General features: G+C 37.6%; 20 protein-coding genes. 4 read left to right on the top strand and 16 right to left on the bottom strand.

What is annotated here, in order from left to right:
- Window positions 1-4 precede the first annotated feature (4 nt).
- The 10 genes from G6W45_RS06045 to G6W45_RS06000 form a co-directional block, all read right to left on the bottom strand.
- Window positions 5-2,194 carry a RelA/SpoT family protein gene (locus G6W45_RS06045; RefSeq protein WP_194167860.1) on the bottom strand — a complete coding sequence of 730 codons (2,190 nt, stop codon included), beginning with the start codon at window positions 2,192-2,194 and terminating at the stop codon, window positions 5-7.
- Window positions 2,181-2,396: a DNA-directed RNA polymerase subunit omega gene (locus G6W45_RS06040; RefSeq protein WP_021091717.1), complete on the bottom strand. Its 216-nt coding sequence runs from the start codon at window positions 2,394-2,396 to the stop codon at window positions 2,181-2,183. Before G6W45_RS06040 ends, G6W45_RS06045 begins: the two co-directional genes overlap by 14 nt.
- An 18-nt stretch (window positions 2,397-2,414) precedes the next feature.
- Window positions 2,415-3,131 (bottom strand): UMP kinase, encoded by a 717-nt coding sequence (pyrH, locus tag G6W45_RS06035; RefSeq protein WP_054196984.1) that lies wholly within the window; start codon window positions 3,129-3,131, stop codon window positions 2,415-2,417.
- A 73-nt stretch (window positions 3,132-3,204) separates the two neighbouring features.
- Window positions 3,205-4,425: a murein hydrolase activator EnvC family protein gene (locus G6W45_RS06030; protein WP_194167859.1), complete on the bottom strand. Its 1,221-nt coding sequence runs from the start codon at window positions 4,423-4,425 to the stop codon at window positions 3,205-3,207.
- Window positions 4,422-5,237: an FtsX-like permease family protein gene (locus tag G6W45_RS06025; RefSeq protein ID WP_194167858.1), complete on the bottom strand. Its 816-nt coding sequence runs from the start codon at window positions 5,235-5,237 to the stop codon at window positions 4,422-4,424. The genes G6W45_RS06030 and G6W45_RS06025 overlap by 4 nt, the downstream gene beginning before the upstream one ends.
- Window positions 5,224-5,895: a cell division ATP-binding protein FtsE gene (locus G6W45_RS06020; RefSeq protein ID WP_194167857.1), complete on the bottom strand. Its 672-nt coding sequence runs from the start codon at window positions 5,893-5,895 to the stop codon at window positions 5,224-5,226. The genes G6W45_RS06025 and G6W45_RS06020 overlap by 14 nt, the downstream gene beginning before the upstream one ends.
- Window positions 5,879-7,066 carry a tRNA (guanosine(46)-N7)-methyltransferase TrmB gene (gene trmB, locus G6W45_RS06015; RefSeq protein WP_194167856.1) on the bottom strand — a complete coding sequence of 396 codons (1,188 nt, stop codon included), beginning with the start codon at window positions 7,064-7,066 and terminating at the stop codon, window positions 5,879-5,881. Before trmB ends, G6W45_RS06020 begins: the two co-directional genes overlap by 17 nt.
- A complete protein-coding gene (locus tag G6W45_RS10015; protein WP_346265366.1) occupies window positions 7,066-7,491 on the bottom strand; it encodes a fibronectin type III domain-containing protein in 426 nt (141 codons plus the stop codon). The genes trmB and G6W45_RS10015 overlap by 1 nt, the downstream gene beginning before the upstream one ends.
- Window positions 7,492-7,597: 106 nt before the next feature.
- Entirely contained in the window at window positions 7,598-8,272 is a 675-nt protein-coding gene (locus tag G6W45_RS10010; RefSeq protein ID WP_180382139.1) for a fibronectin type III domain-containing protein, read from the bottom strand.
- Window positions 8,205-9,176 carry an RluA family pseudouridine synthase gene (locus G6W45_RS06000; protein WP_194167855.1) on the bottom strand — a complete coding sequence of 324 codons (972 nt, stop codon included), beginning with the start codon at window positions 9,174-9,176 and terminating at the stop codon, window positions 8,205-8,207. The genes G6W45_RS10010 and G6W45_RS06000 overlap by 68 nt, the downstream gene beginning before the upstream one ends.
- Before the next feature lie 52 nt (window positions 9,177-9,228).
- Between G6W45_RS06000 and G6W45_RS05995 the strand changes: the two genes are divergently transcribed.
- On the top strand, window positions 9,229-10,335 hold the full coding sequence (locus G6W45_RS05995) for an FtsW/RodA/SpoVE family cell cycle protein (RefSeq protein WP_194167854.1): 1,107 nt from the start codon (window positions 9,229-9,231) through the stop codon (window positions 10,333-10,335).
- Window positions 10,336-10,372: 37 nt separating this feature from the next.
- On the opposite strand, the gene G6W45_RS05990 is transcribed toward G6W45_RS05995, so the two are convergent.
- The 4 genes from G6W45_RS05990 to G6W45_RS05975 all read right to left on the bottom strand — a co-directional run bounded on the left by G6W45_RS05990 (window position 10,373) and on the right by G6W45_RS05975 (window position 14,393).
- On the bottom strand, window positions 10,373-11,650 hold the full coding sequence (locus tag G6W45_RS05990) for an aminotransferase class V-fold PLP-dependent enzyme (protein WP_194167853.1): 1,278 nt from the start codon (window positions 11,648-11,650) through the stop codon (window positions 10,373-10,375).
- 70 nt (window positions 11,651-11,720) lie between these two features.
- Window positions 11,721-12,326 carry a thiamine phosphate synthase gene (thiE, locus tag G6W45_RS05985; RefSeq protein ID WP_194167852.1) on the bottom strand — a complete coding sequence of 202 codons (606 nt, stop codon included), beginning with the start codon at window positions 12,324-12,326 and terminating at the stop codon, window positions 11,721-11,723.
- Window positions 12,319-13,065, bottom strand: a complete 747-nt coding sequence (locus G6W45_RS05980) for a hydroxymethylpyrimidine/phosphomethylpyrimidine kinase (RefSeq protein ID WP_194167851.1) — start codon at window positions 13,063-13,065, stop codon at window positions 12,319-12,321. Before G6W45_RS05980 ends, thiE begins: the two co-directional genes overlap by 8 nt.
- The gene (locus G6W45_RS05975; protein WP_194167850.1) at window positions 13,062-14,393 is read right to left on the bottom strand and encodes an aminotransferase class V-fold PLP-dependent enzyme; all 1,332 of its coding nucleotides are present in this window, start codon (window positions 14,391-14,393) and stop codon (window positions 13,062-13,064) included. The genes G6W45_RS05980 and G6W45_RS05975 overlap by 4 nt, the downstream gene beginning before the upstream one ends.
- 110 nt (window positions 14,394-14,503) lie before the next feature.
- Between G6W45_RS05975 and G6W45_RS05970 the strand changes: the two genes are divergently transcribed.
- The 3 genes from G6W45_RS05970 to G6W45_RS05960 are packed head-to-tail and all read left to right on the top strand — an operon-like array spanning window position 14,504 to window position 16,985.
- Window positions 14,504-15,340 (top strand): DUF234 domain-containing protein, encoded by an 837-nt coding sequence (locus tag G6W45_RS05970; RefSeq protein WP_194167849.1) that lies wholly within the window; start codon window positions 14,504-14,506, stop codon window positions 15,338-15,340.
- Entirely contained in the window at window positions 15,337-16,326 is a 990-nt protein-coding gene (locus G6W45_RS05965; protein ID WP_149710388.1) for a sensor histidine kinase, read from the top strand. Before G6W45_RS05970 ends, G6W45_RS05965 begins: the two co-directional genes overlap by 4 nt.
- Window positions 16,323-16,985 (top strand): cysteine hydrolase family protein, encoded by a 663-nt coding sequence (locus G6W45_RS05960; protein WP_194167848.1) that lies wholly within the window; start codon window positions 16,323-16,325, stop codon window positions 16,983-16,985. The genes G6W45_RS05965 and G6W45_RS05960 overlap by 4 nt, the downstream gene beginning before the upstream one ends.
- Here the strand turns inward: G6W45_RS05960 and G6W45_RS05955 are convergent.
- Complete coding sequence (locus tag G6W45_RS05955; RefSeq protein ID WP_194167847.1) at window positions 16,982-17,656, bottom strand: DUF6882 domain-containing protein; 675 nt, start codon at window positions 17,654-17,656, stop codon at window positions 16,982-16,984. The two genes, G6W45_RS05960 and G6W45_RS05955, sit on opposite strands and share 4 nt — an antisense overlap.
- 14 nt (window positions 17,657-17,670) lie before the next feature.
- The gene (gene dnaE, locus G6W45_RS05950) at window positions 17,671-21,288 is read right to left on the bottom strand and encodes a DNA polymerase III subunit alpha (RefSeq protein WP_194167846.1); all 3,618 of its coding nucleotides are present in this window, start codon (window positions 21,286-21,288) and stop codon (window positions 17,671-17,673) included.
- Window positions 21,289-21,544 lie beyond the last annotated feature (256 nt).

Genomic DNA, 21,544 nt, shown 5'->3' with positions numbered 1-21,544 from the left:
TCTCCTAGTTATGGTATGGATCGCTTTGCGAAACGAAATCTATAATCTTATATCTATCTTTGATCTTCTCCCTTAGCTCGTTTGCATCGATATTTTCGGCTATCTCAACACTTATTTCAAATGTATCGCCGCTAAGGTCATTTGCTTCATTTAGCGAGATTGTAGCCAAATTTACATCTAGTCTAGCAAGATATGTTAAAAATTCAGCCAATGCGCCTTTTCGGTTCTCAAGATTTAATAAAATTTTATATCTATGTGGGGCATTTCTAGTCCATTTGACAAAGATGATCTCATTGCCCTTATCCATAAGTTTCCCGGCACGCTCACAAAGTTTGTGATGCACTGTCACATTGTGCCCATTTTTAAAGCCAACTATACTATCGCCTCTTTTTGGGTTACAACAATAGTCGAACTCGACATTTGAAATTTTATGATTTGAATAGATTACGATATTTTCAAATTTTTGCTTTTTGATCTGATATTTGTCGCCCAAAGAGATCATAAAAGGACGCTCTTTTTTTATATACTTTTTAAGCATATTTACGACCTCTTGCAAAAATTCACTTTCAGTTGCAGCACGAAAAACTTTTTTGCCTAAATTTTCATGCTCTATCCAGTCTAAAATTCTATCTTTTGAAACGCCAAAAACCGACTTTAAAATATCAACTGCGATTTTATAATTTATATCTTTTATCTTTTGCTTGCAGTATGTTCTTATCGTAGCCCTTGCTTTACCAGTTCGAACGCTATTTATCCATGAACAGCGAAATTTTGCCTCTTCGCCAGTTACGATCCTTACAATATCGCCATTTTTTAGCTCTGTTAAAAGCGGCATTCTGACGCGATTTATATAAGCTTCTTTTGCGTAAAGTCCGATCTCTGTGTGAATCTCATAAGCATAATCAAGTGCAGTAGCCCCGCGTGGAAGCGTAAAAACCTCACCTTTTGGCGAATAGACCGCAATATCTTCTATATAAAGACTATCTTTTGCATATTCATAAAGCTCTTCGACGTTACTTTCAGCTTCATTGTTTTGCATACCAATGTCGTTTAGCCAGTCAAGTTTTGGATTTAGTAAACTGCCCTCGCCATTTTTGTATTTCCAATGAGCTGCGACACCGTATTCGGCGGTTTTGTGCATATCGTAAGTACGAACTTGTGCCTCAAAAATACTCTTATTATCAAAAATAGTTGTATGTATCGTTTGATAGCCATTTTGCTTTGGAAGTGCAATATAATCCTTAAATCTCGAAATAAGAGGATTAAAATTTATATGCAAATTTCCAAGCGCAAGGTAGCAATCAAGCGGCTTTTGCACAAGAATTCTAATAGCTAGCAAATCAAGCACCTCTTCAATCGAAATACCTTTTCTTTGCATTTTTAAATAGATTGAGTAGTAATGCTTTATACGTTTTTGTATTTCAAAAGTGCCCTCAATAAAGCCATTTTCAAGCAAAATTTGATTTACTTTCTCGTAAAAAGCATTTAGTTTAAGGCTAAGCTGCTGCTTATTTTTATTTAAAAAGCTATCGATCTTGGCGTATTCTTCTGGCATCGCATATTTAAAACTTAGATCTTCAAGTATATTTTTAATCGATGAAATTCCAAGCCTATGAGCAATCGGAGCATAGACCATAAGCGTCTCTTCAGCAATTCGTTTTTGTTTTTCTACTTTTAATGCATCAAGGGTTAGCATATTATGAAGTCTGTCACAAAGCTTAACCACAAGAACTCTAACATCCTCAATGGAGATTAAAAGCATTTTTCTAAAGGTTAGTGCCGAGCTTGCTAGTTTTTCGTTACTACTTGAGCTTGCAAGCTTGTTTTCTCTTATAGCAACTATCTTTGTAAGCCCCTCAACCAGCTTTGCCACTTCATCGCCAAATTCAGCCTGGACTTCGCTAAGCGTAACTTCAGTATCTTCAACTACATCGTGAAGTAGTGCAGCTATAACCATACTCTCATCTCCGCCCATATTTGCCACTATTGATGCTACTAAGATAGGATGGATTGCGTATGGCTCGCCACTTTTGCGATATTGACCAGCATGAGATGTGACACAGCTATCTATAGCTTTGTCTAATTTCTCGCTTCGTTCGCAAAGAGAAAAGAGCAGCGTTATAGCTTCTGAAACATTTTTACAAGGTAAAATTTGTTCTATTAACTGCTCTAAAAAAAGACTATTTTCCTTCAACTATTGCCTCTAAGCCTATTTTGCCCTCAGCTACTTCAAGTAGCGCAATGTCAGCAAATTTCATCTTTGAAGTATCGGCTTCTACAAGCACTACTGCTCCATTTGCTAGTGCTTCTGCACGCTTTGCTACGATAAGTGAAAGTTTATATCTATCATCACCAACTTGCTTTAATGCTCTTGCTGTTATTTGTTCTGTTCTCATATTTATCCTTTTTAAAAATTATTTTACTACTGAATATAGGGCTGCTTCTTCTTCATTTATTATTTTTAATAAATTTCCAGCCTTAAACATATTACAAACCAAAATAGGCAGTGAGTTATCCTTTGCTAAAGCTATAGCAGTATCGTCCATAACCTTGATATCATCGCTCATTGCCTTTTCGTAGTTTAGTGATTTTAAAAGTTTTGCATCTTTGAATTTTTTAGGGTCTTTATCATAAACGCCATCAACCTTTGTAGCTTTTATGATCATATCTGAGCCAATTTCAATAGCTCTTAGAGTTGCAGCTGTATCGGTTGTAAAGAAAGGATTGCCGGTACCTGCAGCAAATATAACAACTCTGCCTTTTTCCAAATGGCGCTGTGCACGTCCAACGATGAAAGTCTCACAGATCGCTTCCATTTTGATTGCACTTTGCACTCTCACCTCTAGCCCACTTCGCTCTAAAGCTTCACGCATCGCGATTGAGTTGATAACAGTTGCTAGCATGCCCATGTGATCGCCACTCGTTCGCTTGATGATACCATCTTTTGCAGCACTCACACCACGTATAATATTGCCACCACCTATCACGATGCCAACCTCGATACCATTTTCGACAAGCTCTTTTATCTCATTTGCTATAAATTTAAGCACCGCTGTATCTATGCCAAAACCATTTTCTCCCGCCAAAGCTTCGCCTGAAAATTTAACCAATACGCGTTTTCTTTTACTCATTGTCTTGCTCCTTAAAATTCACGCATTCTAGCCAAAAAGGCTTTAAATTTAGTTAATAGCACTTGCAAAGCGGCTATTTTGAGATCATCTCAAGTGGATCGATGTGGTAGTTTCTTTGTGTCACTTCAAAGGTTAGATCGTTTCTAACTCGACCTATAACGTAGCCTTTTTGCACGACTGAGCCTACCTTAACCGTCGGTGCGATCTGACTTAGGTGAGCGTAGATCGTGTGGATGCCATTTTCGTTTTCTATAATGACTACATTTTCAAGCATTGGAGTTACTTTTGCAAAGACCACTTTACCATTTAATACGCTTTTAACTTTGGCATCTGGCGTGGTTGAGCGAAGCGTGACTGACTCATTAAAAATTTTGATGTTATATATTGGATCTACGTAGTTTCCAAATTTTTGCTTTACAGTGTAGCTATCAAGAGGAGCGATTGTCTTTGCACCTGAATATTTTTTGACTGAGCTTGTTTGATAGCCTCCACCCATTGGCTGACTCTTCTCACCTTTTTTACCGCCTTTGCTTGCAGCTGCTTTTTCTTGTTTTTCTCTAGCAGCACGTGCGGCTTCATCCTCTTGTTTCTGCATGATAGCGAGCTGCTCTAGCGTCTTTCTTAACTCATCTTGTTGGGCTTGAAGCTTGGCTAGCTTTTTGCTGTAAATTTCCTTATCACGTTTTAGTCCGTTTATAGTATTTTTCTGCGTACTCTCTAAATTTTGCAAGTCACTTTGCTTGCGTCTATAGTTTTTGATGCTTGAGTTTATCTCGTTTATTTTGTTTGATTTATTTTTTATCTTTTCGATCGTATCTTCATAGTTCTGGCTAAGTCTTTTAAAATCCTCTTTTGCAATAGCATTTAGCTTGGTTAAAATTTGAGATGAGATGATGCTCTCCTCGCTTTGCTTGTCCTCAGTTGCAGACATCAAAAGATCAAACGACAAATCTTCTGCGATGATCCTTATCATGTTTTGCTCAAGCTCCTTTTGAGTGCGCTCTAGCTCTTTGTTTTGCTTAGTTAGATCATCAAGCTCAAGAAGTGCCTTTGAAGCATTTGTTTCAAGGACTGAAATTTGACCCTTTAAATTTGTGATATCGCCACTTATACCGCGAAGTTTTTTCTCGCCATTTACGATATCACCAGCCAAATCATCTAACTTTTTACTAAGCTGCTCGCTCATCGCCTGACTCGACCTCAATGAGTTTTTGGAGTCTTTGATCTTCTCTTTGGTATTTGACGCAAAAGCTAGACTAAAAGCTAGCAAAAATGTAAAAATTCCTTTTCTCATATCGTGCTTTTTCTAGCCTTGCTCATCACCAAACTAACAGCAAAAATGCTTAAAAACATAGCCACGCCAAATAAAATAAAAATATCCCTTGAAGGATCAAGACTAGGCAAAACTACATCGATGCTTGCGGCATTTTCTCTAAAAATTTCAATGCTAGGCAAGAAAAAGAAAAATGCACCAACTACAACGGTAGCAACTAGACTATCAACCATGGCCGATTTATAGAGCATGGCTGATTTTAGCCAAAAAGGTGCTCCAAAAAGCGTCATGATCTCGATGCGCTCCCTATGCTCAAACAGCCAAATTTTAGCCTGCTTTAGCATAAGCATAAGCCCTATTACGCAAAGTATCGCCATAAAAGCATACGATATGCTTTTTGCTAAATTTAGCATTTTAAAGACCTTGTCATGAGTCTTTGAAAATGTCTCGACCTTTGTGATACCATCAAATTTTAAAAGTTTTTGCTTTAGATCATCCATGTACTGCGGTGTCGGAAATTCGCTAAGTTTTAGTGAGTAAAATTTTGGCAGTGCATTTTGCAGTATGGATAAATTTTTAGCAGAGATGTCATTTGAGAGGCGGTCGATTATTTTTTGCGGACTTAGTGGCTCGAGGCTAGATAGATTGCTAACCACCGGCTTTAAAATAGCATCACTAAGCTCTTTACTTGAAACTATGACGATGTTGTAGTCGTTTCCCATGAGCCTTTCATAATCTCTCACAATCTTATCGGCAGTTAAGCTAAACTGCACGGAGAACAAAAGCGCGATTAGCGGCAGGATGAATCCAAGATGATTTTTAAGCGATCTCATGCACGCCTCCATTTTCTATAACAAAGTGGCGGTATGGGATACGAAGCGTTGATGGGATATGATGCGTCACCACAACCACGCTCGTGCCTAAAAATTCCCTAGCTGATTTTAAAAGTGACCAGATGACGTCGCTTGAGTATTCGTCTAAATTTCCAGTTGGCTCGTCACATAAGAGCAAATTTGGATTGTGTGCTAGAGCTCTTGCCATTGCCACTCTTTGCTGCTCACCACCGCTTAGCTCCATTGGATATTTATCAGCTTTATGAAGCATATTTACATGTTTTAAAAGTTTAGCCACTTGCTTTTTGCTCACATTTTGATTGATGCCTTTGATGATGAGGGGCAACATGACATTTCTTTCCACATTCCATTCATTTATCAAGCGATAATTTTGAAATATAATGCCAACTCGCTGCCTAAGCTCACAAAGTCTTTTATCATCGACGTCGTCCATTTGCGTCATGCAGACATTTAGCTCTCCAGCAAGAGGTGAAATTTCTCCATAAAATGATTTTAAAAGTGTGCTTTTTCCACTTCCGCTCTTGCCTGTGATAAAGACAAAATCATTTGCATAAATATCTAAATTGACGCTATTAATTACGATTTCATCGCGTTCATAAGCTAGGCTCAAATTCCTTGCACTAATTATCTCTTGCATCAGCCAAATACTCCTTCAAAAGCTCGTGTGCAGCTAAATTCTCACGAATTAAGATCGGTTTTTTTATAAAATATTCGCTTTTTTCATCGCTTATTTTGATAAAACATTGCTCAGGTTTATTAAACGCTCCAAAAGCAACTTTTAGCAAAATTTCACCCTCGTTTATGGTGTAAATTTCTTCAAAATGTAAGAAATAATCTTCTTTTTTGATGATGAAATTTTTGAAATTTTTAATGATATTTTTTACGCTTGTCTTTTCTTTAAAGCTAAAATCTCCAGCTAAAACACTCTCATCGCTTTCAATCTCACAAGTATAAACAACATCGTAAATATCCTTATCTTGACGTCTCCAGCGGTCTTCATACTTACTAGTTACCTCTAAATTTCTATTTTTAAAAGCTTCTAGCTTTGAGTTTGTAGGCTCTAAAAATTTACTCAAGCTAAAATCGCAATACTCCTTGCTATCAGTCCTTAGCTCAAATTTGCCGCCTACTTTTAATATCCTCTCGCACTCAAGCGCAAACGCCGATGAGACCACGCGTCTATGCTCTGCTTTATCCCACGGCACTGGAAAATGCAAAAATACTCTATCAACTAAATTTGAGCCAATAAGTGAGAGCAAAAGCCTTGCGTCGGTATTTATCAGCCGTACGTTTTCTATGGCATTTGCCCTAGCTAGCTTTGCTACTTGCTCGATGCTTGGCTTATAGACTTCTATGCCGATAACTAGGGCATTTGGATTGTTTTTGGCTTGATAAAGCAAGTGTCTGCCAGAACCAAAGCCGATCTCGATGAAAATCTCTTTAAATTTATCTTTTAGCTCGCAAAATGCTGACACAAATTCTTCAAGGCTTAAAATCTCACTCACTTTTTTGGTCAAATTTGTCTTTTTTACAGCAAATGCTTGACTGATTACATCATTGCAATTTTGATCTTTAAAAAGCTCCAGTGCCTCTTGCAAAAGACCAACTTTAGCTGGCTTTGTAAGCTTTTCTCCCTTTACGACGATGCCATTTTTACCGGACTTTACAACTAGGAAAAAGCTCTCTTCTTCATTTTTTGTGCAGATGAGCCTCTCGTTTCGCCCATTTGCCTGCCAAAGAAATTTGACTTTGTCATTACCAAATGGAAACGAGAGCTCTTTTAAAGACGAAGCGATGAAATTTGGCATTATTTTATGCTAACTTCTGCTTTTGGTGACTTATCAGAGGCGATGCCATACTCATCGATAGCTACGACGCTGTAAGAATAGCTAGCTCCTTTTTGCACGCTATCATCTCTAAGTCCAGTACCATCTATGCCACTAAAAATTTTCTCACTTGCGCCACTTCTATAAACAGTGTACGAACTAGCTCTATCAACTGCACTCCAGTTTACATTTACGCCGCTACCATCGTAGCTAGCGCTAATATTTGGAGTCTTTGGCGCACCAAGTGTTATCCCCACAATTGGCTCTTCTTGTTTTAAGCTCTCAAGGTCGTCTTTATCGACTGCTGTGACTCTGTAATACCTAGTCGCTGCATTTGTGTTTATAAGATCCTCATAGGTGTTGCTAGTCGTTTTTGCTAGATATGTGTAAGGTAAAATTTTACTCACTGTCCTATAAACCTTAAAATAAGCAAAATCCTCAGCTGGCGCGTAATCCCAAGTTAAAATTATCTTTTTTGGTGCATTTTTGGTTGCTTGAAGATTTGTTACCGATTTAGGGTAACTCCTTTGTCGTTGCACTTATGTTTTGGCTTGGTTTTGAGACAACACCTGAAGAAGTTTTAACTAAAATTCTATACTCATAAGACTTACCAGGTTTTACCTCAGTGTCGATATATTCAGCATTTAGTCTGCCATTTACCTCTGCAATTTGGCTAAATTTATTAGCTCCTGCATCGCTTCTTTGAATGATATAGCTTGCCACTGTGCTATCAGGATGTGGTCTCCAGATCACTTTCACACGTCCTGGAAGCCCTGTAATAGCTTGCGAAAATGGTACTGAGTCAAGCAGTGGCTTTGTAGTTGCTGTTGCGATTGTTCCCGGTTGAGAGATGGCATTACTTGAGTAGGTTCTCATTTGGTATGAGTAAGTTGTCTCTGGAGCTAGATTGCGGTCAACATAGTGCGTTGCAAAGCGGTCTTTGATGTCTGCAACTAGCTGCATTTTTGAGTTTGCGTCATTTGGATTTGAGCGGTAAAGATAGTAGCCAACGACGCTCTCATCGGTCACTGGATTCCACTCGAAGCCAACTTCTGTCATATCTGAAATAGTTTTTAAACTTGTAATCGTAGGCAGTGACATACTTTGCTGAGTCGGTACGCTAGAGCCGCATCCCGCTAAGAAAGCTACTAAAAATGGTGTCAATATGCGTAGGGCAAATTTTTTCATCAAAAATCTCCTTGGGAATTTTTTTGTAAATTATTTGGTTAAAGTCATCATACGTTTTTGCGGTAAATTCTACCCTTTTGCCAGTTCTGGGATGGATAAAATAAAGCATATAAGCGTGAAGCATAACCCTGCTTATTTTATCGCCTTGGCTCTTAAATCCGTATAAATCATCGCCTAAAATATGGCGGTTTATGCTAGATAGGTGTACTCTTATCTGATGAGTCCTACCCGTAAAAAGCTTTGCTGCTATCAAATTTACTCCGCCCTCGCTTAGTAAATTTACAAAGGCGCTTTTTGCAAATTTAGCGTCCGTAACGATCGCTTTTTTTAGGCGATTGTTTGGGTTTCTTCCGATTGGCTTTTCTATGATGATGTCCTCTTTTAGGGGAAGATCGGTGAGCGCTAGATAAATTCGCCCCATGCTCTTATCGCTTAGCTGCTCGCTAAGTTTTGCATGAGCGAAGTTGTTTTTAGCTACGACAATAGCACCACTCGTGCCCTTATCCAGGCGGTGGACGATGCCAGCTCTTACGTCGCCGTTTAAATTTGAGAGCATAAAGTCCTTTTTGTTTAGCCACTCAACAAGTGTCGCCTCTTTGACGCTTGGGGCTTGGTGAACGACGATTTGAGGTGGTTTATTTAGCACTATGAGATCGTCGTCTTCGTAGATAATTGGAATATCAAAATTTACTTCATACTCGTTTTGCACCTCTTTTTTTGGAGCGAAATTTACGCAAATTTCATCGTTTTCACTTAACAAAAAGCTTGGTTTTGAGACTGGTTTTAAATTTACGCTTACAAGGGAGTCTTTTATCAAATTTAAAGCTTGATTGCGTGAAATTTGAAGCTCGTGTGCTACTGCTACGTCTAGTCTTGAGCTATCTAAAACATTAAATTTAACCAAAATCAAAGCCTTGTTTGTGATATAATCTAGCCCAAAAATTAAGGTTTGCTTCTTGATAAAACTAGATCGGCGTATTTTAACACATTTTGATTTTATTCAGCCGTTTTTAATAATCCCAATCATCATAATTTCATATATCCTAGTTTCCGAAGCAAACGACATTTTAGCAAACAAACAGCTTATCTATTTTGGCATAGGTTTTGCATCATTTTGCGTAGCATTTTTACTGCCCATTAGGCGTATCGACTGGATCATTCCGATGTTTTACTGGGTCTGCATCGTGCTACTTTTAAGCGTTGATCTCTTTGGTGTTAGCAAACTAGGAGCTAGGCGCTGGTTAGAAATTCCCTTCATTCACTTCACGCTTCAGCCATCAGAGCTTATGAAGCCAGCATTTTTGCTGATGTTAGCCTATCTCATTAAACAGCGTCCTCCAGAGGCTAATGGATACGGAGTAAAAGATTTTTTAAGACTTAGTTTTTATATACTTTTACCATTTGTGCTCATCATGAAAGAGCCTGATCTTGGCACTGCGCTCATACTTTTGATAGTTGGCTACACTATTCTTTTTGTCATCGGCGTAAATAAGAAAATTTGGATAACTATCATCCTTGCGATAGGCTTTTTGGCGCCGGTTTTGTATGAAAATTTACATGACTATCAAAAAAAGAGGATTCACGATTTCATCGCTGAAGAGCCAAGCTATCACGTCAAACAAAGCATCATCGCCATAGGTAGCGGCGGACTTAAAGGCAAGCCAAAAGATGAGGCAACGCAGACGCACTTTAAATTTTTACCAATCGCCACTAGTGACTTCATCTTTGCCTACAATATCGAGCGTTTTGGCTTTTATGGTGGATTATTTTTGCTTGGACTTTATGGGGCACTTATAACACATCTTTTAAGTTTAAATTACGGTCTAAAAAACGACTATTTTACACAAGTTACCACCACGGGGATTGCTGCACTAATCTTCGTTTATGTGGGTGTAAATGTCTCGATGACGATCGGTTTTGCACCAGTTGTGGGCGTACCACTGCCATTTTTTAGTTACGGCGGAAGTAGCTTTGTTACATTTATGGTGCTTTTTGGAATTTTGCAAAATTTGCTAACTTTTAGATTTGATAGAACTTATAGCTTTATAAAAATTCACTTCTAAAATTTTCTCCACAAATATCAAGCATATAGTTTTTACTCTATCCTTCTTTGTGCTTTTTGATGCAAGATTTTATGGCATTTATAAGATATTTTATATCCTCTTTTGTATGTGTGTAGTGAATGCTAACACGTACCCAGCCAGGTTTTGCTTCAAAAATGGCATTATCTTTTAAATTAAGCAAATCATGTCCATACGGCCCAGCACAATCACAGCCTGCGCGTGTTTGGATACCAAATTCGCTACTTAAGCTGGCAGCAAAATCATAAGGCGAAATGCCTTTTACGTTAAATGCAAAAATAGGTAATCTGTCTAAATTTTCAGGGCAATAATTTATCACCTCATCTATCTTTTCTAGCTCTTTACAAAACATCTCACCTAGCTCACATTCAGCTACTTTTATATTATTAAGTCCGATTTTGTTTCTTAGTTTATAGGCTAAATTTGCACGCATTAGCTGCATTATCGGCGGTGTACCGCCCTCTTCTAAATTTTCAACTTCACTAGTAAAAATATGCGATGTCCTGCTTACGTACTTGACTGTGCCTCCTGCTGCAAATGTAGGCAAATTTTTACAAAGCTCTTTTTTGATAGCCAAAAGCCCGCAACTCCCAACTCCGCCAAGTAGCTTGTGAGGCGATAGAAATAAAGCATCAAAATATTTGCAATCAACATTTTCATAAGCACTAAGAGTGGCCACATCAAGTGCTAAAATGCCATTGTATTTTTTGATTAGTGAATAAATTTTTTTATAATCAGTTTTAATGCCAGTGACGTTTGAAGCAGCGCTAAAGCTAGCTATTATCTTTCTTTTTGCATTTTGCTTTAATGTATTCTCAAGCATCACGTAGTCTATCTCATTGTTTTCATCAAGCTCTATACGTTTTATATCACAAAGCCCTTCTCTTAAGCTAACTTCAACAGAGTGATGCTCATAAGGGCCAATGATCGCTAATGGCAAGTTTAAATTTCTTAAATTTGCTTCGCCGATCAAAGCTCTTGTAGCTGGTGAGAGATAAATTCCCATTAGCTCTTGAAATTTCTTTATCGCAGCCGTCGCTCCTTGACCAGTCGCGATAAGATAAAAACTATCATCAAGACCTAATAAGCTTTTTAGCTCAGCTCTTGCAATTTCATAGTATTTTTGCGTTAACGCTGCGCTTGAACTACTATCTGAGTGAGTGTTTGCGTAGGTTTTTAAAAATTTTAAAATTTCATCTTCAATGGGCTTATAAGCAAGACCTGAAGCCGTGTAGTCAAAATAGTAAAGACCCTCTTTTAAAATGATATTTTTTCTTACTTCATCGATATTTAGCAATGTTTTCCTTTTATTTAAAGCAGGGATTATAATTAAATTTTCATAAAAAAGCTTGCAAAACAAACATCTTTTAAAGTAATAAATTTCTTTGTAAATTTTCCATATTTTTCTTTATTGTGCCATCTTTATAGATAGCAGATATTAAGGCGATCATGTCTGGCTTTATTTTAGTGATACTTGCAATGTTACTAGCATTTATGCCTCCTATGACACACACATTTATTCCCATTTCTTTTGCTTGTGATATAGTTTGAGCCTTGCAAAGTGGTGCATTTGGTTTTGTTGGGCTTTTAAACATAGCTCCAAAAGCCACATAGCTAGCACCATTTTGTTTTGCCCTAAGGGCAAGCTCCAAGCTGTCATAGCAGCTAACTCCCACGTAAGCATCATCTCCTAAAATTTCAAACGCTTCTTTTATGCTTGCATCATCTTTTCCCAAATGCACGGACTTTGCACCTATATGAGCAGCAAATAAAATATCATCATTTACGATAAATCTGGCTCCAAATTTTTCGCATAAGTTGAAAATTTCACTAGCTAGCCTCTCATCTTTGGGTATTTTTTTAGAGCGAAATTGAAAAAATTTCACCCCACACTCTAAAATTTCTTTAGTATATTGCAAAGCTAAATTTTCAGGCATCAATACATCGTCGCTAATCGCGTAAATTTCAATCACTTATGCCAACTTTATGATTTAGTAGACGTTTGCCAAATTTTGTCGTAATTGCATTTTTAATAGCATTTAAAATGTATTTTTTGGCTAGTTTTATGGCCTCTTCTTTGGCGTATCCATTTGCCAGCAAGCAGGCCAGCGCACTTGCAAAGCTACATCCAGCCCCATGCATGATCTCTGGTTTTATTAGTGGCTCTTTAAATTTAATTACGTCACCATTTTTTTTAAAAAGAGTATCTTCACAAATTTCTGCAACCATGCTTCGCTTTAAGATCATATCGCAAGGTAAATTTTTGCTATCAAGTTTCAAAACTTTGGCTTCATCGATATTTGGCGTGATAATGTCTGCGAATTTAAAAAGTTTTTTTAAGCTTGCTATCGCGTCATCTTCAAGAAGCTTTGAGCCTGATTTTGCTACGCAAACTGGGTCTATTATTATTTTAATGCCTTGCTTATGAAATTTTTCAAGCCAAGAGCCAACGCAAGATATAAGCTCTTTATTAAAAAGCATACCAACCTTTATGGCATCTATGTTTAGCTCTTCGTCTACCATTTTGATCTGCTCATTTAGATTTGTAACATTTGTAGCAAAGATATTGGTAACGCCATTTGTATTTTGTGCCGTAAGAGCCGTAATAGCTGTCGCTGCGTAGCAAGAAAATGCCTCACATGTCTTAATATCAGCTTGCACGCCAGCACCACCAACACTATCACTTCCTGCAATGATTAATATATTTTTCATCTATCTCCCATACAACCTGAAATTTTATCAACACTAAAAGGATCATCAACCTTCCAACTACTTGAATACTTTTTAATGCTACTTTTTAATGCATCTACTAGATAATCCACGTCTTGTAGCGTATGCGTATAGTGAAGCCCAGCCCTTACCCAGCCTGGCTTATGAGTAAATAGTGCATCTTCTTTTAAATGAAGCAAATCGTGTCCATATGGCCCAGCGCAAGAACATCCTGCACGCGTTTGAATGCCATATTCTTTGCTTAAAACTTTAGCTAATTCATAAGGCGAAACACCAGTCACATTAAAAGAAAATATCGGCAAACGCTTTATGTTATTTGGATGATAGCACGTAAGCTCAGGAATTTCTGCTAGTCTTTTCTCAAAATACTCTCCAAGCTCGCTCTCATTTTCATATATTGCCTCAAATCCTATCTCATTTCTTAGCCTATAAGCCAAATTTGCCCTTATAAGCCCTAAAATAGGCGGAGTACCAGCCTCTTCTAGCTGCTCACTATCTTTTACAAATATAGCGTAGTTTTTGCTGACATAACTTACCGTTCCACCGCCAGCAAATGTCGGCTCATCTGAGTTTGCAAGTATCTTTTTTATAGCAAGAAGCCCACAACTTCCAACTCCACCAAGCAATTTATGTGGCGATAAAAAAAGAGCATCAAAATAGTCACAATCAATATTTCCATATGCGCTAAAACTTGCAGCATCAAATGCTACAACGCCACCATAAGATTTTATAAGAGTGTAAATTTTGCGGTAGTCGCTCAAAATTCCAGTCACATTTGAAGCCACACTAAAAGTTGCAATGATCTCACGACCGACATTTATCCTTAAAATTTGCTCCAAATGATTAAAGTCGATCCCTCCATTTTTATCAAGCCTGATACGCTCAACCTCACAAAGTGCTTGCCTAAAGCTTATCTCATTTGAATGATGCTCATAAGGGCCAAGCACCACGAGCGGAGAATTTTCATCTGCTTTTAATGAATATCTTTTTTTTAATGCTGGCGGCGCATAAATTCCTAAAATTTCTTGAAATTTCTTTATCGCGCCGGTAGCTCCATTGCCACAAGTAAAAAGATAAAAACTATCATCAAGTCCTAATAGGCTTTTTAATTCACGTCTTGAATCTTCATAAATTTGAGCGGTTTTATAGGCATTTGATGAGCTGATAGAGTGCGTGTTTGCGTATGTTTGGAGTATTTTTGCTATCTCATCTTCGATAGGTTTATAAGCTAGTCCTGAAGCTGTAAAATCAAAATAATAAATGCCATTTTTTAAAATTATATTTTCTCTAATATGCTCTAAATTTACCAAATCACAACCCTTGTTTTTTGCATAGCATTATAGATTACTTTAGCTAAAATATACTACAATGCCCAAATAAAGGAGCCGATATAAAAGCTTTAAAATCAACATTTGAGCGAATGAAACACCTTGATATAAATGAACTTATTAAATTTCATCTTGTCTTTGATGAGTTTGATTTAAAGCACTCATATTATGATGTTTTTGAAGCGATCGAGGCTGAAATTTTAAACAATTTCTTAGCCTTGATGCCAAAATTTTACTTCGAATCCGATACAAACGATGCTATAAAATCTGCCCTCATAAAACTCGCACGAAGCGATAGAAAAAAATTTAGCGTACATAAAATTTTACCTCAAAGCCTAGCTAGCAAAGTCTATGCAAAGCTTTTTGAAAAGAATTTTTTATTGCTAGAAAAAAGCAGAGAAGTACTTCCAAAAAGATCAAAAAACCAAATGCTAAAAAAAGAGGAAAGGGGCTATAAAGTTGAGGATAAAATACATTTTAATAGCCATTTTTCAAGGTTTTGGTTTAGATTTATAGAGCCAAATTTGAGCTTGCTAAAAGCTGGCAAAAATGATGAAATTTTAGCTATTATAAAAAAAGAATTTGACGAATATGCAAGCCTTGGATTTGAAATTTTATGCGGTGAACTCATGGCAAAAAAATTTCTAATTAATGGCATATTTTTAAGTAGCTTTTGGAGCAGGAATATAGAGCTTGATATGCTATTAAATATAGGCGGCAAGATCATAGTCGGAGAGGCAAAATACAAAGAGAGAAAGGTTTGCAAAAACGTGCTAAATTTACTATTAAAAAAATGCGAAAAACTAAATATCAGTCCAGATATTATCGCTCTTTTTTCAAAGAGTGGATTTAGTAGCGAGCTAAGAAATTTAAAGGATGAAAGGCTAAGGCTTTATGAAATTAGCGATTTTGAGGAACTTTTAAAATGAACGAACACGATATCCAAGCTGGCTTAAAAAGCCTGATAGAGCAGACTTATCTAATAGAAAACGAATATAAAAATTTAACATCATCTTACGCAAACTTGCAAAATTTCATTAAAGATATTGTGGAAATTCTGCCAAATGCTATCTGGGTGTTAGATGAGAATGATGAGATCTTTTTACAAAACTCAGAAGCAGTAAGGCTTGGTAAAATTTTTAAAGAGATACCAAAAAAAGAGGGCGAGATAAATGTAGATGGGCAAATTTATCTTTTTAAAACAAGCTCTAAAGACAATAAACTAATAATCTCTGCAACAAACATAACAGTAGAAAAACGCACCGAACGCCTTGCCTCTATGGGCCAAGTAGCAGCTCACCTAGCCCACGAGATCAGAAATCCAGTAGGCTCTATCTCACTTTTAGCTTCAACTCTACTTAAAAGAGCTGATGAGCGCACAAAGCCTATCGTAAATCAAATACAAAAAGCTACATGGCGAGTCGAACGCATAATCAAAGCCACTCTACTTTTTACCAAAGGTCTTAATATAAATGCACAAATTTTTGACTTTTCACAGCTTAAAAAAGAGTGCGAAGAGGCTATAAATTTTTACGACTATTCAAAGGATATTAAATTTAGCCTAGAATTTCCAGATGGCAAATATACGGGCGACCTTGATCTACTTGCCATTGTTTTCCAAAATATTTTATTTAACGCCATTGATGCCATCGAAGAGAGCGATGATGATGAGGGAGAGATCATTTTAAGCTATGAAAAAACACCAAGTGAGCATAAATTTATCGTTTACGATAGTGGCGAGCCTATCAAAGATAAAGCCATAGTCTTTGAGCCGTTTAAAAGCAGCAAGCTAAAAGGAAACGGCCTTGGACTACACCTTTGCTTGCAGATCATAGAGGCTCACAAAGGCAGTATCGAGATCACACTAAATCCAAAAACATTTTGCATAAATTTACCAATAAAGGAGAAAGAATGAACATACAAAACGAACTTGAGGCTTTTAAAAAATCTCTTCAAACGCTTGATTTGAGAGAAATTTCAAACGATGGAGCAAAAAACGTTGCATTTATCTGTATCGATATGATAGAAGCATTTGCTGGTAGTGGTGCGCTCGCTAGTCAAAGAGTAGCTGCTTTATCAAAAGGGATTGCAACACTTTTTGATAGAGCGTGGAGAGATTTTGGTTTTAGAAATTTTATCCTTATAGAAGATAGGCACACCAGTGATTCAAAAGAATTTGAGAATTTTTTACCACATGCCATACTTGATACAAATGAGATAAAAACCGTAAAAGAGATAGAAAATCTAAGCTTTTTTAAAGAGTTCAAGACATTTTATAAAAACTCTTTAAGCATTGCGTTTAATAAAGAATTTGAGAAATTTTTAGAGCAAAACCCACAAATTGACACTTTTGTTATTACTGGAGATTGCACTGATATGTGCGTTTATCAGTGCGTTAGTTATCTTAAACTACGAGCTAATGAATACAATAAAAAATCAAGAGTTATCGTGCCGTTTGATCTTACGCAAACATATGACATACCAGGACACAATGGCGACTTTTACCACGAGATGTTTTCTCTTCATATGAAGCTAGCACTTGGCGCTGATGTGGTAAAGAGTATTAAATTTTAAAGCTTGCTTGAAATATTTATGAGCCTATTTAGCTCGTCAAATTTAAAGCTAAGCTCGTATTTATCCGATGCGATTTCATTAGGGCTTTCGCTAAATTTCATATCACAGCTTAGCAAAAGTCCTTTTATAAAGATTTTGTGATCTAGCTCGTAACTGCTTAAACACTCATTTACTACGCTCAAAAGCTCATTTGCTAGCACTGGCTTTTCAAAGACCACATCCGCTCTAAAAGCCACATACGCCGCTCCGCCCTCGTACTCTATCCTGTAATAATTTTGTTCATCAAAAGCGGCGCAAAGAACCATACTAATCGTGTGGCCATTAAAATTTTCATCTAGCTCAAATCGTGGCGTACTAAATGCGCTAAGTCCAAATTTCTCGCCAAACTCACGTGCTTTATTTGCAAGCTCAAGCAAACGCTCATCAAAGCCATTTATATTTTCATAACCCCAAAGCCACGTATTTGACGAGAAGCTTTCAGAGCCAATAAACTGTATGTCAAACTCGTGCTCATCAAAATAAATTTTGCCGCTATCAAAATTAGCCTGCCAGTTGCCACCTTCAACAAGTAGCTTAAATGCACGTTTTTGAAGTAATGTCGCTTTGCCAACACATGCGCTAAAAAGCTCGCTCCAGTTACTTTTATCTACACCAAGCTTATCTAAAAACATCGCTTCTCCAGGCATTAGCAAGCTATTGCTTGAAGTACTTTTTCTTTAAAGCTGTCATTTACAACAAATTTTGTCTTATAGACAAAAATTTGAGCCGTATTTTCATTTTTTATCTTAATAACAAGGCGCTTATCATTGTTTGTGCCACTTTTTATATGTTCGTTATAGCCAAGATTATAAAGGTTAGTGATCTTATCTTTGCTAAGCTCACTAAGGCATAAAAGCACCTCTAGCTCGGCATATTCTCTTGCTCTTTGAGGGGCGCTCGTCTCTTCATTTTTAGAAAATTTAGAGTTTTGTTTTAGTTTTCTTGTCTTAAAGTCTAAATTTTGTGCATCTTCTAGGCTATAAACCTCGTTTAAATTTGTCCTTACAAATTGATCATCTTTTGTGATATTTATCCTAAAAGCATAAGGCAGGTCGCGTTTTGCTTCATCTTTTACTATATCTTCGATATTTCCAAGCTCTCTTTCAAAGACTGCGATCTCGATATTTCCGTGAAAATCAAGCACGTTTATAGTGCCCATTTTCTTGCCACTTTTGGTTATCCTTGTGCTAAAGTCCTCGATCTTACCAACGACTAAAATTTCTGCACTTTGTGGCAAGCTCTCAAATTCTGAGCTTAGAGTGTATTTTATCTTATTGATCTCGTCTTTATAATCATCAAGTGGGTGGCCTGAGAGGTAGATACCAACACTCTCTTGCTCAAATTTTAAAATTTGTTTGATGTCAAATTCATCATTTATCGTGACAAAATTTATCTTCACATCGTTCATGCTCTCATCTTCGCCAAACAAGCTCTCAACTGCATTTTTACGGATCTGCGCAGCACTTTTGCAAGCTTCTATGATATTTTCTACATTTTGCATAAGCATCTTGCGACTAAAGCCAAACTCATCAAAGCAACCAGCTTTTATGAGGCTTTCAAAGACCTTTTTATTTACTTTAAATGGATCGATCCTTGAGACAAAGTCATCCATACTCTTAAATTCGCCATTTGCTTCACGCTCAGTGATAATGTTTTCAATAGCCGCACCGCCAACACCTTTAATCGCACCAAGCCCAAAGATAATACCGTCATGATCACCATTTTTAACAACGCTAAATTCTTTAGTTGATTTATTTATAGATGGCGGCAAAGTATCTATATTTATACGCTTTATCTCATCGATATAGCGAACGATCTTATCGACATTACTCTCCTCGCTTGTAAGAAGTGCCGCCATAAATTCAGCCGGATAATAGGCCTTAAGATAAGCCGTCTGAAATGTGACGTAGGCGTAAGCTGCGGAGTGAGATTTATTAAAGCCATATCCTGCAAATTTTACAATTAGCTCGAAAAGATCGTCTGCTTTTTGTCCATTTAGCCCTTTTGCCTCAGCACCTTTTACAAACTCACCCTTTAGCCTATCCATCTCTTCTTTGATCTTTTTACCCATCGCACGGCGTACAAGGTCCGCCCCGCCAAGGCTAAAGCCGCCTATGGCTTGAACGATTTGCATAACTTGCTCTTGATAGACGATGACGCCGTATGTTGGCGCAAGGATCGGCTCAAGCTCTTTAAATGAGTATGTTATCTCGGCCTCGCCATGTTTTCTTTTGACGAAGTCATCGAGCATGCCACTCTCCATCGGTCCTGGGCGGTAGAGCGCTAGCATCGCGACGATATCCTCGAAGCAGTCTGGACGCAAGCTAGTTCCTAGCTTTCTCATGCCCTCACCCTCGATTTGGAAAATTCCTATCGCTTGGCCGCTTTGTATCATTTTATAAACATTAGAATCGTTTTTATCGATCTGCTCCCAAATGATATTCTTGCCAGTTCGTTGTTTTACTAGCTTTATGGCATTATCGATAACCGTTAGTGTTTTTAGTCCAAGAAAGTCAAATTTAATTAAATCCACATCCTCAAGATACTTAAGGCTATACTGCGTAACGTATCGATCTTCTGGGCTATTTGGCTGACGAAATAGCGGAGTTTTATTCCAAAGCTCCTCATTTGAAATAACAACACCTGCTGCGTGCTGGCCGGCATTTCTGTTTAGCCCCTCAAGATCAAGGGCAAATTTCCAAATTCTAGCTGCCTTTGGATTTTGACTGATGAGCTCAGCTATCTTTGGCTCTTTTTCATAAGCATCTTTTAGCGTAATGCCTAGTTCATCTGGTATTAACTTCGCCATCGCATCAGCTTCAGCGTAAGGCATATCACAAACCCTAGCAACATCTCTAATGACACCTTTTGCAAGCAATTTACCAAATGTAATAACTCCAGCAACGTTAAATTTTCCGTATTTTTGAGTAACATAGTCAATTATCTCGCCACGCCTACTTTGACAAAAATCCACGTCGATATCTGGCATGCTAACACGCTCTGGGTTTAGAAATCTCTCAAAAAGTAGGTTGTATGGGATTGGATCAAGGTCAGTAATCTTTAGCGAGTAAGCGACCAAGCTACCAGCCGCAGAACCACGTCCTGGACCAACTGGCACACCTCTACTTTTAGCCTCATTTATGAAGTCCCAAACGATCATCATATAGCCTGGGAAATTCATTTTATTAATTATACCAATCTCTATCTCAAGGCGCTTTTTGTATTCGTCATGTAAATTTTCAGGGACAAATTTTAGCCTCTCTTCAAGACCTTTTCTACATTCATACTCAAAAAAAACAGCATCATTTTTAAAGCTATATCTATTTTCAGGCTCTGGAAGTGTTAAATTTCTCTCTTTGGCATATTCAAGAGTAAATTTAAAATTTGGCGGGGTTGGGTTGCCAAGCTTGATCTCAAGGTTGCACTTATCCACGATCTCTTGGGTATTTTCTATCACTTCAGGGATATCTAAAAATAGCTCACTCATCTGCTCTTTGCTTTTTACAAAAAACTCATGGACGCTGTGGCGAAGTCGGTTTGGATCATCTAAAGTTTTGTTCATCGCGATACACATAAAAACCTCATGAGCGTCGGCTCGCTCTTTAAAAGTGTAGTGGGTATCATTTGTGGCGATGACCTTTATGCCAGTCTCTTTGGCGATGCGCAAAATATCATCATCAATGCGTTTTTGATCGCCGATGCCGTGACGCATGATCTCAAGGTAAAAGTCATCTCCAAAAATTTCTTTATACTCAAGCGCGACCTCTTTTGCTCTCTCGTAGCCCTTTGCGCCAAATTTGACGTTACGATCGCTTAAATTTAGATGCCAACTCACCTCGCCCTGCAAGCAAGCAGAGCTACAAACCAAGCCCTCGCTGTGCTCTTTTAAAATTTTTTTATTTATACGAGGATAGTAGTAAAAGCCCTCGATGTAGCTCATGGAGCTAAGATACATTAAATTTTTATAGCCAGTCTCGTTTTTGGCGATTAGTATAAGGTGAAAGCGCTGTTTAGTACTCTTGTCATCAAGCTGCTCGCCGTTATGCACATAAGCTTCGATGCCAATTAGTGGTTTTATCCCCTCTTTTTTCATCGCCTTGTAAAAATCTATCGCTCCAAACATATTACCGTGATCAGTAATCGCCGCTGCTGTGTCGCCTCTATCATGAAGCACATGAGCTAGCTCTTTTATCTTGTTCGCTCCATCAAGAAGGGAGTATTCGGTGTGTAAATGCAGGTGTGTAAAGCTAGAATTTTCACTCATTTTTTATCCTTTTTTAATGAGTGGATTTTACAAAATTTTGGCTAATAAGGTGCTTGATAAAATCTTAATGGGAGCTTTAAAATTTATATAATTTGTAGTTTGTGGCTAAGAACGAAGCGCGCTGCCATCTGACGTACTATGCTATTAAGGTCTTGTAAATTTTAAAATTTCATGAACGAGTAATTTCAGCTCTAAAATTTGAGTTAAGCGGTCAGTGAAGCCAAAATTTAGTAGTCAACTCTTACGAGTGAATGGA

Source organism: Campylobacter concisus, from assembly GCF_015229955.1.
Taxonomy (GTDB): Bacteria; Campylobacterota; Campylobacteria; order Campylobacterales; family Campylobacteraceae; genus Campylobacter_A; species Campylobacter_A concisus_AT.
The sequence above is the reverse complement of the archived record's forward strand: the minus strand, read 5'-3'. Positions and strand labels throughout refer to the sequence as shown.

What these genes read in the sequence shown, in the direction of transcription:
- G6W45_RS05980 (WP_194167851.1), bottom strand. Translation starts at nt 13,065, where the DNA reads ATGAAAAATATATTAATCATTGCAGGAAGTGATAGTGTTGGTGGTGCT.
- G6W45_RS06040 (WP_021091717.1), bottom strand. Translation starts at nt 2,396, where the DNA reads ATGAGAACAGAACAAATAACAGCAAGAGCATTAAAGCAAGTTGGTGAT.
- dnaE (WP_194167846.1), bottom strand. Translation starts at nt 21,288, where the DNA reads ATGAGTGAAAATTCTAGCTTTACACACCTGCATTTACACACCGAATAC.
- G6W45_RS05970 (WP_194167849.1), top strand. Translation starts at nt 14,504, where the DNA reads ATGAAACACCTTGATATAAATGAACTTATTAAATTTCATCTTGTCTTT.
- pyrH (WP_054196984.1), bottom strand. Translation starts at nt 3,131, where the DNA reads ATGAGTAAAAGAAAACGCGTATTGGTTAAATTTTCAGGCGAAGCTTTG.
- G6W45_RS05955 (WP_194167847.1), bottom strand. Translation starts at nt 17,656, where the DNA reads ATGTTTTTAGATAAGCTTGGTGTAGATAAAAGTAACTGGAGCGAGCTT.
- trmB (WP_194167856.1), bottom strand. Translation starts at nt 7,066, where the DNA reads ATGCCAAATTTCATCGCTTCGTCTTTAAAAGAGCTCTCGTTTCCATTT.
- G6W45_RS05965 (WP_149710388.1), top strand. Translation starts at nt 15,337, where the DNA reads ATGAACGAACACGATATCCAAGCTGGCTTAAAAAGCCTGATAGAGCAG.
- G6W45_RS06020 (WP_194167857.1), bottom strand. Translation starts at nt 5,895, where the DNA reads ATGCAAGAGATAATTAGTGCAAGGAATTTGAGCCTAGCTTATGAACGC.
- G6W45_RS06030 (WP_194167859.1), bottom strand. Translation starts at nt 4,425, where the DNA reads ATGAGAAAAGGAATTTTTACATTTTTGCTAGCTTTTAGTCTAGCTTTT.
- G6W45_RS10010 (WP_180382139.1), bottom strand. Translation starts at nt 8,272, where the DNA reads ATGAAAAAATTTGCCCTACGCATATTGACACCATTTTTAGTAGCTTTC.
- G6W45_RS06025 (WP_194167858.1), bottom strand. Translation starts at nt 5,237, where the DNA reads ATGAGATCGCTTAAAAATCATCTTGGATTCATCCTGCCGCTAATCGCG.
- G6W45_RS05960 (WP_194167848.1), top strand. Translation starts at nt 16,323, where the DNA reads ATGAACATACAAAACGAACTTGAGGCTTTTAAAAAATCTCTTCAAACG.